The 14,498-nt window shown below is 68.5% G+C and carries 11 protein-coding genes; 8 read left to right on the forward strand and 3 right to left on the reverse strand.

The genetic code is table 11. The features are described from left to right. The first annotated feature begins 6 nt into the window (after nucleotides 1–6). The 6 genes from CJZ86_RS02300 to CJZ86_RS02325 all read left to right on the forward strand — a co-directional run bounded on the left by CJZ86_RS02300 (nucleotide 7) and on the right by CJZ86_RS02325 (nucleotide 7,629). A complete protein-coding gene (locus tag CJZ86_RS02300) occupies nucleotides 7–459 on the forward strand; it encodes a Tery_1686 family protein (RefSeq protein ID WP_094584348.1) in 453 nt (150 codons plus the stop codon). 76 nt (nucleotides 460–535) lie between these two features. Then, nucleotides 536–1,249 (forward strand): biliverdin-producing heme oxygenase, encoded by a 714-nt coding sequence (locus CJZ86_RS02305; protein WP_094584349.1) that lies wholly within the window; start codon nucleotides 536–538, stop codon nucleotides 1,247–1,249. A gap of 40 nt (nucleotides 1,250–1,289) precedes the next feature. Further along, entirely contained in the window at nucleotides 1,290–2,321 is a 1,032-nt protein-coding gene (locus tag CJZ86_RS02310; protein WP_094584350.1) for a glycosyltransferase, read from the forward strand. A gap of 156 nt (nucleotides 2,322–2,477) precedes the next feature. Continuing rightward, complete coding sequence (locus CJZ86_RS02315; RefSeq protein WP_353615201.1) at nucleotides 2,478–4,220, forward strand: ABC transporter ATP-binding protein; 1,743 nt, start codon at nucleotides 2,478–2,480, stop codon at nucleotides 4,218–4,220. A gap of 155 nt (nucleotides 4,221–4,375) precedes the next feature. Further along, nucleotides 4,376–6,769, forward strand: coding sequence for a UvrD-helicase domain-containing protein (locus tag CJZ86_RS02320; protein WP_094584468.1), 2,394 nt, complete (start codon nucleotides 4,376–4,378; stop codon nucleotides 6,767–6,769). Beyond that, a complete protein-coding gene (locus CJZ86_RS02325) occupies nucleotides 6,766–7,629 on the forward strand; it encodes a glycosyltransferase family 2 protein (RefSeq protein ID WP_094584352.1) in 864 nt (287 codons plus the stop codon). Before CJZ86_RS02320 ends, CJZ86_RS02325 begins: the two co-directional genes overlap by 4 nt. On the opposite strand, the gene CJZ86_RS02330 is transcribed toward CJZ86_RS02325, so the two are convergent. After that, entirely contained in the window at nucleotides 7,613–8,563 is a 951-nt protein-coding gene (locus CJZ86_RS02330) for a glycosyltransferase family protein (protein WP_094584353.1), read from the reverse strand. The two genes, CJZ86_RS02325 and CJZ86_RS02330, sit on opposite strands and share 17 nt — an antisense overlap. Beyond that, nucleotides 8,560–9,822 carry a rhamnan synthesis F family protein gene (locus tag CJZ86_RS02335; RefSeq protein WP_094584354.1) on the reverse strand — a complete coding sequence of 421 codons (1,263 nt, stop codon included), beginning with the start codon at nucleotides 9,820–9,822 and terminating at the stop codon, nucleotides 8,560–8,562. The genes CJZ86_RS02330 and CJZ86_RS02335 overlap by 4 nt, the downstream gene beginning before the upstream one ends. 246 nt (nucleotides 9,823–10,068) lie before the next feature. Between CJZ86_RS02335 and CJZ86_RS02340 the strand changes: the two genes are divergently transcribed. Beyond that, a complete protein-coding gene (locus CJZ86_RS02340) occupies nucleotides 10,069–11,349 on the forward strand; it encodes a tRNA nucleotidyltransferase/poly(A) polymerase family protein (RefSeq protein ID WP_094584355.1) in 1,281 nt (426 codons plus the stop codon). 69 nt (nucleotides 11,350–11,418) lie between these two features. Then, nucleotides 11,419–13,383 carry a hypothetical protein gene (locus CJZ86_RS02345; RefSeq protein WP_094584356.1) on the forward strand — a complete coding sequence of 655 codons (1,965 nt, stop codon included), beginning with the start codon at nucleotides 11,419–11,421 and terminating at the stop codon, nucleotides 13,381–13,383. Here the strand turns inward: CJZ86_RS02345 and galE are convergent. Continuing rightward, on the reverse strand, nucleotides 13,358–14,497 hold the full coding sequence (gene galE, locus CJZ86_RS02350) for a UDP-glucose 4-epimerase GalE (protein WP_094584357.1): 1,140 nt from the start codon (nucleotides 14,495–14,497) through the stop codon (nucleotides 13,358–13,360). The two genes, CJZ86_RS02345 and galE, sit on opposite strands and share 26 nt — an antisense overlap. Nucleotide 14,498 lies beyond the last annotated feature (1 nt).

The following is a 14,498-nucleotide window of genomic DNA, read 5'->3' on the forward strand; positions in this document are numbered from 1 at the left end:
AACGGCATGAATGCGGCCGACCAGGCCCGATCGGTGGAACTGGCCGCCGCGATCGCCGCGGTGGTGGGGCACTTCCGCCTGCATTTCCCCGCCGCCCGGGCCAACCTGACCCCCTGGCGCGACGATCCCCTCACCCGGGCCTTCGATGAGCGGGAGACACTGGATCTCTCCTTCCACTTCCCCGGCTGGAGCCCCCGCCTGCAGTGCCGCTCGCTGCTGGTGCAGCTGCGCCTGGAGCGGGCGCCGGTCGGATCGGGCGAACGGCCCCGGCTGCTGGGGGTGCTGATCCGCGGGCTCACCTACGAATCGGAGCGCTGGCGCCTGGCCACGGTGGGGGACTGGCAGCCCTCCGGGTCCCATCTCCCCGCCGAGGAGGTGGTCGGCGTGCTGCAGCAGGTGTGCCGGGAGCTGTTCGATCTCTTTGGCGATGTGTCGGCCGGCGGCACCCGGGCCGCGTAATCCTTCGCAACCTTGCCGCGTCGCCCCGCAGGCCCCACCTACGTTTGTACGTCTGCCCGCGCAGCCTCCCGATCCCATGCCCGTCGCCCTTGCTTCCCAACTCCGTGAGGGAACGAAGAAAGCCCACACCATGGCCGAGAACACCGGCTTCGTGAGCTGTTTCCTCAAGGGGGTCGTCGACAAGGCCAGCTATCGCACCCTGGTCGCCGACCTGTGGTTCGTCTACAGCGCCATGGAGGAGGAGATCGGCAAGCTGGCCGACCATCCGGTGGTCGGTCCGATCGCTTCACCCGAGCTCAACCGCCGCGAAACCCTCGAGGCCGATCTCACCTTCTATTTCGGTGGCGACTGGCGCCAGCAGATCCGCGCCACCCCCGGCGCCCAGGAGTATGTGGCCCGCCTGCACCAGGTGGCGCGGGAGTGCCCCGAGCTGCTGGTCGGCCACCACTACACCCGCTACATCGGCGACCTCTCCGGCGGCCAGATCCTCAAGAACATCGCCCAGAAGGCGATGAACCTGGGTGAGCACGATGGCCTGCGCTTCTACGAATTCGACGCCATCGACGACGAAAAGGCCTTCAAGGCCAACTACCGCGCCACCCTCGACAGCCTGCCCATCGACCAGGCCATGGCCGACCGGATCGTGGCCGAGGCCAACGAAGCCTTCCACTGCAACATGAAGATGTTCCAGGAGCTGGAAGGCAATCTGGTGGCGGCGATCGGCAAGGTGCTGTTCGGCTTCCTCACCCGCCGCACCCGCGCCGGCAGCACCGAGGCCGTGCCCGCCTAGGTTTCCCAGGCCAGCGGCGGCCGCCGCCCCTCCGAACCGCGTGCGCCCGATCCGCTTCCTGCTCCCCGGCACCACCGGCCGCCTCCGCGGCGGCGGCCTGCTGGTTGAACTGCAGACCGCCAGGCTGACGTCCCAGCTGACCCCCACCGAGGTGGTCACCTACCGGAAGCGGGAAGCCGATCACCCGTTCCTGGATGATCTGCTGGCCCGGGAGCAGGCGCCCGGGGACGCCCTCTGGATCGTCAGCTGGGGGTTCGATGTGCCCCGCCTGCTGCGGCGACTGCGGGGCAGGCCCGTGGCTTACCACGCCCACAGCAGCGGCTACGGGTTTTCGCTGCCGCCCGGGGTGCCGCTGCTGGCGGTCAGCCGCAACACCCTCGGCTACTGGGGCGACCGGTCCCCCCGCAATCCCCTGTTCCTGGTGCCGAACGCGCTCCAGCCCCAGTGGCTGGAGCGGGGCAACCGGGCGGCCCCCGTGGGCTGCGGCCGGCCCATCGATGTTCTGGTGCAGCAGCGCAAGAGCAGCCACTACCTCCTGGAGCAGCTGGTGCCGGCCCTGCGCCGGCGCGGGTTGCGGGTGGAGGTGCAGAGCGGCTGGGTGGACGATCTGGTGGATCTGTTCAACAGTGCGGCCGTCGTCCTCTACGACTCCGCCGACTACTGGCGCGGCCGGGGGGTGAGCGAGGGTTTCGGGCTGCCGCCCCTGGAGGCGATGGCCTGTGGCTGTGTGGTGTTCAGCAGCCTCAACCATGCCCTGGCCGACAGCCTCGATCCGGGGGTGGTGGGTCACCAGATCGGCTGCGGCAGCCTGGAGCACGATCTGGAGAGGATCCAGGCGGCGGTGGCCGACCCTCTGGCCTGGCTGCCGCCGCCGGCCCGCCTCGCCAGCCTGCTGGAGGCCTGCAGCGAGCCGATGCTGCAGGAACGCTGGCATTCGGCCCTGGAGGCCATCGACGCCCACTGGACCCACCTGCTGGAGGGGGCGTCGCCGTTGCGCTCGCCCCCCGTGCTGGCCGTGCGGATCGACCAGTGGCGGCGCCGATTTTCGGCCATGTGGCGATCACTGAACTGACTGGCTGGCGCAGCGGCGGCCCCTCGGGCCGCACGGGTACGATTCCGGCAAAAGTCTGACCAGATGTTTCGCAAAAGCCAAACCTTCAAGAGTTTGGTGCGACTTCTGGCCCAATTGCCGCGTCGTCGCAAGCGGGCGCTGATGCGCCTGATCCCGTTGGCGATTCTCGCCGGCGTCGCCGATCTGGTGGTGGTGGCCCTGGTGGCCCGCCTGTTCACCGTCGTCGTCGGCGGTGAGAACCGCCCCTCCATCCCCTGGGAAGGCCTGGTTCCGGACGATCCGCGCGTCAAGGTGGTGGTGCTGGTGGTGGCCTTCGTGACGGCCGCCTGGTTCTCCTCGATCTCCAAGCTGATGTTGCGGGCTTTCCAGCTGCGGCTGAAGGCTTCGATCTGGCGTGATCTTTCCGACATGGCGCAGCGCAAGCTGATCGCCCAGCCCTATGTCTATTTTCTGGGTGAATCGAAGTCAGATATCTCCTCCATGGTGCTGATCAACGTGTCGCGCGTCGCCGACATCGTTGTGCTGCCCCTCCTCCAGCTGGCCAGTGGCGTGTTCGTGATCGCCCTGCTCTCCGCCGGCATGCTGATCGTCGGCAAGATGCTGGCCGTTGTTCTGATCCTCGGACTCCTGCTTGGGTATCTGCTGATCTCCACCGCCATCACACCCTTCCTGCGCTTTGCCGCCCGGCAGCGGATCCTGCTGGAGGTGCGCACCAATACGATTCTTTCCGAATCCATGCGCACGATTCTCGATGTGCAGCTCACAGGATCGGAGCCCTACTTTGAGCGTCATTATCAACAGGCCGGTCGCGAGACCATTCCCTTCATCTGGAAGGCCGATGTCCTGCCGGAAACACCACGGGCGCTGATTGAACCGCTCGGGATCACGATGATCTTCGCGGCTGGGATGCTGCCCCTCCTTTCCAATCCGGATCCTGGGGCGCTGCTGAAGATCATTCCGTTCCTGGCCACGGTGGCGGTCACCTCCCTCAAGCTCACCCCTCCCCTGCAGGACAGTTTCCGGGCCATCACGTCTCTGAGGGCCGGTCTGCCCGACCTCGAGGAGACACTCAAGCTGATCGAACTGCCCGAGGCCCGGCTCACGATCCGCTCCGAGGGTGTGCCCTCCCCTGACGGTGTGATGCCCAAGCGGGTGATCCGTCTCAACAGCATTTCCTATCGCTATCCAGGAACGGATGCCGATGTTCTCCGCGACGTCTCCATGTCGATCCCGGTGGGCTCCCGTGTGGCCTTTGTCGGTGCCACCGGCAGCGGCAAGACCACAACGGCCAACCAGCTGCTCTGTCTGCTGCGTCCCACCACCGGCACCCTGCAGCTCGATGGCATCGATGTCGATGACGCGGACGTGCCGGCCTGGCAGGCCAACTGCGCCTATGTCCCCCAGGCGATCAACCTGCTCAACAGCAACATCATCGAGAACATCGCCTTCGCCGAGGAGGTCGACGAGGTCGACCAGATGCGGGTCTGGGAGGCCCTCCAGGCGGCCCAGCTGGCCGACATCGTCGCCGAGCTCCCCCTTGGTCTGTTCACGCCGATCGGCGACAACGGCATCCGGCTCTCCGGTGGCCAGCGGCAACGGCTCGCCCTGGCACGCGCCTTCTACCGCAACGCCAAGTTCCTGGTGCTGGATGAGGCCACCAGCGCCCTCGACAACCGCACCGAATCCGAAGTGATGGATGCCATTGAAGTGATCGGACGTCGCTGCACCCTGGTGGTGATCGCCCATCGCCTCTCCACGGTCATGCGTTCCGATTGCATCTTCGAATTCGAAGCCGGACGCATCAAGGCCTCTGGAACCTTTGACCAACTCAGGCAGCGCTCCGAAACCTTCAACGACCTGGCCTCCTTCGAGCGTCGCCTTTCCAGCCCCCTTGGTTGATGGCGCTGACCGGGTTTTTCCAGGTTCATGGTGATGGCTTCGATCGGCAGACTTGCACCGTTTCCTTCCCCTGAGCGACCCGTATCTGTTCCGATCGCCGCGCCTGTCGGGAAGGGGCTGCTAGGGTCAAATTTCAACGTTCCATGCCGGAGCCTGTGAGTTTTCTGGCCGGTCTGAACGAGGCCCAGCGGCGGGCGGTCGATCACCACACCGGCCCGTTGCTGGTGGTGGCCGGGGCTGGCAGCGGCAAGACCCGGGCCCTGACCCATCGCATCGCCCACCTGATCGGGCACCACGGCGTCGATCCGGCCCAGGTGCTGGCGGTCACCTTCACCAACAAGGCCGCCCGGGAGATGAAGGAGCGCCTGGAGGTGCTGCTGGCCCAGCGGCTGGCCCAGAGCCAGTTCGGCCAGCCCTGGAGCACCCTGCCGGCCCGGGAGCAGAAGCAGCTGCGCAGCCGCATCTACCGGGAAGTGATCAAGGACCTCTGGATCGGCACCTTCCACGCCCTGTTCGCCCGGCTGCTCCGCTTCGACATCGACAAGTTCCGCGACCCCGAGGGGCTCACCTGGACGCGCCAGTTCTCCATCTACGACGAGAGCGATGCCCAGAGCCTGGTCAAGGAGATCGTCACCCAGGAGATGCAGCTCGATCCCAAGCGCTTTGAACCGAAGAAGGTGCGCTGGGCGATCAGCAGCGCCAAGAACCAGGGCTGGCTGCCCGAGCGGCTCGAGGAGGAGCACCCCGGCCCCCGCGGCAAGCACGAGGCCGAGGCCTATCGCCGCTACCGGCGCGCCCTGGCCGCCAACAACGCCCTCGATTTCGACGACCTGCTGCTGCTGCCGGTGCAGCTGCTGCAGCAGAACGAGCAGATCCGCCACTACTGGCACCGCCGCTTCCGCCACGTGCTGGTGGACGAATACCAGGACACCAACCGCACCCAGTACGACCTGATCAAGCTGCTGGTGGCCAACGGCCATCCCCCCGAGCACTTCGACGACTGGGAGGGCCGCTCCGTGTTCGTGGTGGGCGACGCCGACCAGAGCATCTACAGCTTCAGGGCCGCCGACTTCACGATCCTGATGGGCTTCCAGAAGGAGTTCGGCGACGGCTCCCTCGACGGGGACACCGGCACGATGGTGAAGCTGGAGGAGAACTACCGCTCCACCGCCACGATCCTGGAGGCGGCCAACGCCCTGATCGCCAACAACAGCGAACGGATCGACAAGGTGCTGCGGCCCACCCGCGGCGAGGGGGAGCCCATCAGTCTCACCCGCTGCGACGACGAGATCGCCGAGGCCGAGGCGGTGGTGCACCGGATGCGGATGCTGGAGGCGGCCCACCCCGACCTGCGCTGGGGCGACATGGCCGTGCTGTACCGCACCAACGCCCAGTCCCGCGCCATGGAGGAGTCGCTGGTGCGCTGGGGCCTGCCCTACATCGTGGTGGGGGGCCTGCGCTTCTACGACCGGCGTGAGATCAAGGATGTGCTCGCCTACCTGCGCCTGCTGGTCAACCCGGCCGACACCGTCAGCCTGCTGCGGGTGCTGAACGTGCCCAGGCGCGGCATCGGCAAGACCACCATCGAGCGGCTCACCGATGCGGCCAACCAGCTGGGGCTTCCCCTGTGGGAGGTGGTCAGCGATCCAGAGGCGGTGCGCTCCCTCGCCGGCCGCTCCGCCCGGGGGGTGCTGCAGTTCCAGGAGCTGATCTCCGACCTGAGCCGCCGCCTGCAGGATGCCCCCCCCTCCGAGCTGGTGCAGCGGGTGATGGAGCAGAGCGGCTACCTGGCCGAGCTGCTGGCCGAAGCCACCGACGAATCGGAGGAGCGGCGCCGCAACCTGCAGGAGCTGGTGAATGCGGCCCTCCAGTACCAGGAGGAGAACGAGGAGGGCTCCCTGGAGGGCTTCCTGGCCTCCGCCGCCCTGGCCAGCGACGCCGACAGCAAGGACACCGAAGCCGACCGGGTCACCCTGATGACCCTGCATGCCAGCAAGGGGCTGGAGTTTCCGGTGGTCTTCCTGGTGGGGCTGGAGCAGGGCCTGTTCCCCAGCTACCGCTCCCTGGAGGACCCCGCCGCCCTCGAAGAGGAGCGCCGCCTCTGCTACGTGGGCATCACCCGCGCCAAGGAGCGGCTGTTCCTCTCCCATGCCAGCGAGCGGCGGCTCTGGGGCGGCATGCGGGAGCCGGCGGTGCCGTCGGTGTTCCTCTCCGAGCTGCCCGAGGCCCTGCTCCAGGGCGACATCCCCCGCAGCGGCGGTGCGGCCCTGCGGCGGGAGCAGCGGCTGGAGCGGCTCACCCGGGTGGACCGCGACGACAGCCAGCGGGTCGCGGCCGGCGGCGCGGCTGCTGATCCCGCCAATGCGGTGCGCCGCCGCAGCCCGGCCCGCGCCTGGGCCGTGGGGGATCGGGTGCGGCACAGCAGCTTCGGCGAGGGCCAGGTCACGCACCTGTTCGGCAGCGGCGAGAAGACCTCCATCGCCGTGAAGTTCGAAGGCATGGGGCCGAAGATCCTCGATCCGCGCCTGGCTCCGATCGAGCCGGCATGACCATGCCGCTGGTCACCGCCGTGGTGCCCACCCGCAACCGCCGCGAGACCACCCTGCGCTTCCTGGCCGCCATGGCCGGCCAGACCCACGGAGCCCTGCGGGTCGTGGTGGTGGATGCCAACTCCAGCGACGGCACCGTGGCGGCGGTCCGCCGGCAGCACCCCAAGGTGACGGTGGTGACGGCCGGCGACCGGGATTTCTGGGCCGGCGCCACCAACCGGGGCGTGCGGCGGGCCCTGGCGGCCGGCACCGACTACGTGCTCACCATCAACGACGATGCCGTCGTCCCCGCCGATTACGTGGAGCGGATGGTGGCCCTGGCCCAGCGCCATGGCTGCGGCATCCTGGGCAGCCGCATCGACCTGCTGGCCGAGCCCGGGCGGATCTGGGCCCTGGGCACCCGCACCGACTGGGGCACGGAGCGCTTCCTGCGCCTGTCCCACCACGACGAGCTGGCCAGCCAGCTGGATCCGGCGCTGGCCGCCGCCGAGGTGCTCGAGGCCGAGGCGATGCCGGGCAACGGGGTGCTGATCCGCCAGGAGGTCTTCCGCCGTGTCGGCCTCTATGACGCCCGCTGGCTGCCCCACTACCACGCCGATTCTGAGTGGGTGATGCGGGCGGTCCGCTGCGGCATTGACGCTCGCGTGACCCCGGGGGTCGTGCTGCTCAACGACTTCGGCGATGAGCAGAAGCGTCTGCCCCTGGGCAGCCTGCGGGGACTGCTGTTCGTCTTCTTCCACCCCAAGTCCCACCTCTACCTGCCGGCGGTGGCCGCCATCCTCTGGCGCCACTGTCCGCCGGCCCAGCGCTGGCCCACCCTGCGGGCCCTGGCGGGCCGCTTCCTCAGGATGAAACGGTGAAGGATGTGCGCGGGTGGGGCGGCTCCGGCCGGCGCAGGAGCCGCCACCAGCACCAGCGCAGGTAATCCCCCAGCCCCCACCAGCGGCCCCGGGCCCGCTCCGGATCGGCCAGGCAGAAGCTGAGGGGGCGGACGGCGTAATAGAGCAGGTTCAGCAGCAGGGCCAGGGGCGTGGCGTGGCGATGCAGGAAGTAGAGCTTGCTGAAGGTGGCGTGCTGGTACTTGGCCCGGGGGGCCCGCCGGGTGATGGCCGACACCTGATGCTCGACCAGCACCGCCTGGGTGACCCGCAGCCGGTAGCCCAGCCGATGGTGGCGCTCGGAGATGTCGGCGTCCTCGTAATCGAGGAAGTAGCGGGGGTCGAACTGGGGGCACTCCCGCAGCACCCCCAGCTGGAAGATCATGCTGCAGCCGGAGATCCAGCGGGTGGGCCAGGTGCGGACCGGGAGGGGGCGGCAGTCGTCGCCGGGGAAGCGATGGCCGACCTGGCCGGTCCAGGGGTTGAAGCTGCCGTGGCTGAACCAGACATCCCCCTGGGGGTCCCGGATCCGGGTGCCGAGCATGGCGATCTGATCGTCGTCGGACAGGCACTGCCTGACGTAGGCGATCGCCCCTGCTTCGAGGCGGGCATCGGGGTTGATCAGCCAGGCCACCGCCCGTCTGTCGGTCTGCCACACGTGGCTGAGCCCCAGATTGCAGCCGCTGCCGAAGCCGAGATTGCCACCGGCTTCGATCAGGGTCACCCGCTGGCGATGGGGTGTGGAGGACAGCCAGTCCTGGACACCGATGTCCTGGGGTGAGTTGTTGACCACGATGAAGCGCAGATCAGGTTCTCCCGAGGCGATGGTGTCCTCGATCAGACCGATGATGAATTCACTGCAGTGATAGTTAATCGTGATGAAATGGATCGGCTGCAGCGCCCGCCCGTCGGTCATTGATAGGTGGAGGGGTAGACGAAGGCACCTGTGATGCCTTTCAGGGCCGCTTCGCGCAGCCTGTTGTTGTAGCTCAGGGGCACTCCGCGTGCGTAGATGAGATCGCGGAAATCATCCGCGAGAGCCTTGACCTCCTGCTGGCGTTCCTCTCCCATGGAATCCAATAGGGCTTCCTTGAACAGGCTGATGGCCTGAGCCATCGTGTAGCTGCCTGCGGTTCCAAGGTCGTGCTTGACAAATGGACAGTGGAGATAGAAAGGGTACAGAAAAGCCGCGATATGACTGGGATTGCCATTTTCAATCAGGTCGGGAACGCTGTAGAGCTCAACCCTTGAGAGGGCCTCTTGTTTGTCGCTTTTGGCCATCAGCTGATTCAGGGAGTAGCCGATCTTCTTCATCTGCGCAGTCCTCGCAGGAGAGGGCATCAGTCGAAGGACTTCCTCGGCGAGAACTCCCGTCTTGTCCGGGCTGGACTGCTCAATGGCCTCCAGGAGCTTGTCGCTGGTGTAAAGGGTCTCGACGGGGTTGAAGCGTCGGTACACCTGCTGAGAAAGTTCTATTTCTCCGTTGTAGATGCAGTGCCCCCGATGGGACAAGGGTAGGTATTTCTTCCAGAAGCGGATGAAGGGCCTGGAGAGAAAGACGTCGGGTTTGAGAATCTGAAAATAGGATTGATAGTGGGTCTGAATCTGATGGCTGATGTGGCTGAAGAGGGCTTTCCGGTCGGAGGCGGCGAACTCCTCCACCGACCTGACGAGGGCATCAGCATTCCTTCCCGGGATGAACTGCATCGAGTCGTTCACGACGCAGAGCAGTTGGCAGCGTTGCAGATGCCCCTCCTCCAGAAGCAGTAGGATGCCATCTTTGAAGCCGCCAAAGTCCCGGCCGATGTTGCGTCTGTCGAAGGCGCGCCAGCTGAGGTCGCTGATGCCGTTCTGAGCCTCCTCCTCCGTGGTCTCGTTGTTGATGTAGAGCACCGCAAAGCCGGCCTTGTTCAGTGCTTCGAGATAGGCCCTGTTGGATCGAGTCAGCCGCTTCGAATAGGCAACAAAGACGGCGATCCGGGATGGCGTCGTGCCATCGGCAGACGGCTTCCCAATGGGAATCAGTCGCTTCGACGGGCTGCTGCGTGAACCGTTGGGGCCGAGCCAGTACTCGCCCAGGGACGCAAGGTAATCGGTCAGAATGAAGGCCTTGATCTTGATCCTTTTGTAGATTCCAAGCGGCGCTTTGATGAATTTCTTGGCGCTGTCAGTCATGCCGTTAGGGTGTGGCTTGTGGGATTTCGTCGCTTGTGTTCGCTGGCGCTGGATCGCCTCATCGGTTCATCGCCTGGCGATGAGCGGGCGGCTGGCGGAGGCGACGGCCAAGGGCGACGGTTAAAGACGACGGCCAAGGGCGTTTGCCGGCGGACACCTTCCCGAAGTTTCTGTATCGGGACGTCGCACGATGTCGATCGCCCGAGTGTACCGTGCGCCTTCTGGACAGCGCTCCATGGGCCTGCCTTGACGACGGTCTCCGCGATCGATCCCGGGGATCTCTCCTTGCCTCCCCGTCTGCTGGCCGCCTTCCATCGCTCGGCGGACTGCGGCGTGCTGGCCGTCGTGGGCGGCGCCGTGCGGGATCTGCTGCTGCATCGGGTGCACCGCGATCCCCTCCGGGGCCTGCTGGACCTCGACCTGGTGGTGGAGCTGGCCCCGGGGGCCGATCCGGCCGATCCCCGTCCGGCGGCCCATCGTCTCGCCGAGACCCTGCTGGAGGACACCCCGGCCGCGGCGGTGGGCTTCTGCCAGTTCCACCCGGCCTTCGGCACCGTCGAACTGGAGCTCGACGGGATCCTGCTCGACCTCGCCAGCGCCCGCCGCGAGACCTACCCGGCCCCCGGGGAGAACCCCGTGGTGACCGACGGCTCCCTGGAGGAGGACCTGGCCCGCCGCGACTTCAGCATCAATGCGATGGCCCTGGTGTTCGCCAGCTCCGGCCCAGGCCTGCGCCTGCTCGATCCCCATGGAGGCTGGGCCGACCTGGCCCACCGGCAGCTGCGCCTGCTGCACCCCAGCAGTCTGGAAGACGACCCCACCCGGATCGTGCGCGCCGCCCGCTACGCCGCCCGGCTGGGGTTCAGCCTGGCCCCCGCCAGCCTGGAGCAGTTGCGCACCACCCTGGCCCGCTGGCCCTGGGGGGAGGAGAGCCGCTGTGGTGGCACCGGTGACGGACGGGTGCCGCCGGCCCTGGGCACGCGGCTGCGGATGGAGCTGGAACTGCTGCTCGAGCGGGAACCCTGGGAGGTGGCCCTGGGCTGCCTGCAGGCGTGGGGCGCCCTGGTGCTGGTGGACCCGGCGCTGCAGAACGACTCCGGCTGGTGTCGCCGCCTTCGCTGGGCCCGGCGCTGCGGCTTGCCGTCCCTGGCCGCCCTGCTGGCCCCCAGCGACGCGGCGTCCGCCGTGGCGACGCGGCTGCAGCTCCCCCACGGCCAGCAGCGGCTGCTGGCCCAGCTGGCCCTGCTGCGGCAGAGCTGGCAGGCCCTGGAGGCGGCGCCGGCCACGGCCCTGGCCTGGACCGGCTTCCTGGAGCGGCCGGGCTGGTCCGCCGAAGCCGTCGCCCTGGCGCTGGTGAGCGGGGCCCTGCCGCGGCGCCCCCTGCTGCGCTGGTGGTGCCGCTGGCGCCACCTCCCCTCGCCGGTGTCGGCGGCCGATCTGATCGCCGCCGGCCTGCGGCCGGGACCGGCCCTAGGGGAGCGGCTGCGGGAGCTGCGGGGGGAGCGGCTGCGGGATGAGCGGCTCTGAGCCGCCGCCCCAACGGTCAGTCCCGGCAGGTCCCCTAGGGTTTCGGGGCAGCGGCTTCCCCTGCGCCGAATGGCTGCGCTGACCCAACCCTTCCTTCCGCTGCTGCTGGCCGTCGCGGCACCGCTGTTGTGGGGATGGCGCTGGCGCCGGCCCAGCTGGCAGATGCTGCTGCTGGGCGTGGGCCCCTGGGCCGCCATCGGCTGGCTGTCGCTGCTGCCGGCGGGGCCCACGCTGCGCCAGTCCTATGGCGTGCTGGTCGTGCTTGACCTGCTCGTGGTGGCGGCGGCCCTGGGCATCCGTCCGCTCCGCTGGCGCCAGCGGCTGGCGGACCCTGCCCTGGGGCGGCCGTTGCTGGCGGTGCTGGCTCCCGCCCTGGTGTGTGCGCTCGCCCTGGCGAGGCGCGGGGTGGTCTTTGAGTTTCCCTCCGATGGCTTCGTCTACTACACGACCTACTTCGGCAGCGATCTGCTCGACACGGTGCGCCTCGACCCGTTGCACTACCGCTCGCCGGCCAACTGGTTCTTCACCGCGGCCAGCTTCCTGTTCGGCTTCCCCGACGCCCTCGCCCCCTGGCGGGCCAGCCTGCTGGCGGGGCTGAACACCTTCCTGGTGCTCGTCGCCAGCTGCCAGCTCAGCCTGCGACTCAGCGGCCGGGTGGCCCTCTGCTGGCTCACGGCCCTGCTGTTCCTGCTGGGCATGGGGCACCAGAACTTCAGCTTCTTCCACCAGATCGCCCTGAACGGCACCCTGCCCGGGCTGGCCCTGGTGCTGGCTGCCGCCACGCCGCTGCTGGGGCTGCTGCAGCGGCCACGCTGGCCCGGTGCCCGCCCCCTGGCCGCGGCGACGGCGCTGCTGCTGGGGTCCGCCTATCTCGCCTATCACGCCCATGGGGTGACCGCCTTCCTCACGGTCAACCTGCTGGCCGTCACCACGGCCGCCTGCCTGGTGGTCTGGCCCTCACGGCGGCGGCTGCTGGCCAGCGTCGCCGGCGCCGGACTGCTGCTCATGGCCCTCCACCGCCTGCCCTGGCACCCCAGGCTCGAATCCTTCTACGACTGGCCGGAGACCATGCGCTTCGTCCACGACTACCGGGTTCTGGGCCACCGCTTCTTCTATTTCTGGCCCAGCCTGCCGGTGGCGACCTGGGAGCCGGCCTTTCTGGCGGCGCTCGGGCTGTCGCTGGCCTGTGCCGTGGCCTGGAGGGGCCGGTGCCGCCCCCCCGGCGGGGTGCTGGCCCTGGCGCTGCTGGCACCGCTGGTGCTGCTGGAGTGGTGGGCCCCCTTCGTCAGCGATCTGGTCTTCAAGCTGATCGAACCGGACAGCGCCTACCGGCTGGTGTGGACGAGCCTGTTCTGGATCAGCATCCCGGCGATGGCCCAGGCGCTCGATCCCGGCGTGCAGCCGGACGGCTCCAGGGGATGGTCCCTGCGGCGAAGCCTCCTGATCGCGATGCTGGCCGCCCTGATCGCCGTGCTGACGGTTCCGATCGGGCTGCAGGGGCGACCCAATGTGTTCGCCTCCAAGGTGCCCCACCTGCTCACCCCCCTGGAGGAGGTGCGGCCAGCGGATGGCGCCACCATCGAACCGATCCTCGGGCCCCTGCGGGAGTTGTGCGGGCGGGAGCCGCGGCTGCAGGGCCGGACCCTGCTCAGCGATCCCTACGTCGGCGCGGTGCTGGGCACGCGCCAGTGCCTGGCTCCGTTGGCCGCCAGGGACATCACCAAGCTGGCGGCGCCCACGGTGGAAACGGGCCAGTACCCGGGGCTGCAGAGCGCCTTGGGCTCACCCGTCACCCTGCGGGCCTGGCTCGATGAGCGCCGGGTGGATGTGGTGGTGCTCCGCGATGCCTACGTGCCCTACGAGAGCCGGATCGCCCGGGCCAGCACCCACTGGCAGCCGGATCTGCTGAGTCGCTATGGCGATCTCTCCCTCAACCGTCTGTCCACGGCCCAGCTCGCCCGGGTGGGATTCCAGCTGGTGCGGCACGAGCACGGGATCAGAGTGTACCTCAGGACACAGGCTGCGCCTGGATGAGGGACCGCCCGGGCTGCCGGTCGCTCCCGCGATAACCCTCGGGATTGGCGCTCTGCCAGGCCCAGCCATCGCGGCAGATGTCCGCCAGGGAGCGCTTGGTCCGCCAGCCCATGCGTCGCTCCGCCTCGCGGTGATCGGCAACGCTGATGGCGGAATCCCCCGGTCGGCGATCCACCACCGCGTAGGGCAGGGTGAGGCCGTTGGTGGCCTCGAAGCTGCGCACCAGATCGAGCACCGAATGGCCGCAACCGCTGCCGAGATTGAGGGTGAGCAGCTGGGGTGGCTCCGCCTGGAGCACCTCGAGGGCCCGACCGTGGCCCTCGGCCAGATCCATCACGTGCAGGTAGTCGCGCACGCCCGTGCCATCGGGGGTGGGCCAGTCGCCGCCGAACACCTCCAGCTGCTGGCGGCGCCCTGCCGCCACCTGGCAGAGGAACGGAAAGAGATTGTTGGGGCGGCCGTTGGGGTCCTCGCCGATGCGTCCGCTGGGGTGGGCGCCCACCGGATTGAAGTAACGCAGCAGGGCGATGCGCCAGCCGGGGGTGCTGGCGGCCACATCGGCCAGCATCCTTTCCACGGCGGCCTTGGTGTATCCGTAGGGATTGATCGGCTGCAGCGGCGCCGTCTCGGGGATCGGCACCCGGTCGGTGATCCCATAGAGGGTGGCGCTGCTGCTGAAGACGAGCGTCTGGCAGCCGTGGCGGCCCATGGCCTCCAGCAGCCGGACCGCCCCGACGACGTTCACGTCCCAGTAGCGCAGGGGCTGCCCCATCGACTCCCCCACCGCCTTGAGGCCGGCGAAGTGGAGCACGGCGTCGATGCCGCTGTCGCCGCCTCCCCCGTCTTCAAAGGCCCGGTCGAGATCCTGGGGGGAGCGCACATCTCCTTTCAGCAGGGTGAGCCGGGCCGGCTGCCCCTCTCCCGCGGCCCACTGCTCCGGCGCCAGCTGCCGCCAGCTCCCCAGCCTGGCCAGCTCGCTGACGCGGCGCAGGGCTTCGGGACTGCCGTTGCTGAAGTCGTCGATCACCACCACCCGGTGGCCGGCCTCCAGCAGCACCAGACAGGTGTGACTGCCGATGAATCCGGCCCCTCCCGTGAGCAGCACCGTGGTCAAG

Origin of the sequence: Synechococcus sp. BO 8801 (genome assembly GCF_002252675.1) — a bacterium.
Classification (GTDB): domain Bacteria; phylum Cyanobacteriota; class Cyanobacteriia; order PCC-6307; family Cyanobiaceae; genus Cyanobium.

Bases quoted from the DNA above. Each gene is read 5' to 3' on its own strand.
- CJZ86_RS02305 (WP_094584349.1), top strand. From the start codon at position 536: ATGCCCGTCGCCCTTGCTTCCCAACTCCGTGAGGGAACGAAGAAAGCC.
- CJZ86_RS02335 (WP_094584354.1), bottom strand. From the start codon at position 9,822: ATGACTGACAGCGCCAAGAAATTCATCAAAGCGCCGCTTGGAATCTAC.
- CJZ86_RS02325 (WP_094584352.1), top strand. From the start codon at position 6,766: ATGACCATGCCGCTGGTCACCGCCGTGGTGCCCACCCGCAACCGCCGC.
- CJZ86_RS02345 (WP_094584356.1), top strand. From the start codon at position 11,419: ATGGCTGCGCTGACCCAACCCTTCCTTCCGCTGCTGCTGGCCGTCGCG.
- CJZ86_RS02330 (WP_094584353.1), bottom strand. From the start codon at position 8,563: ATGACCGACGGGCGGGCGCTGCAGCCGATCCATTTCATCACGATTAAC.
- CJZ86_RS02300 (WP_094584348.1), top strand. From the start codon at position 7: ATGAATGCGGCCGACCAGGCCCGATCGGTGGAACTGGCCGCCGCGATC.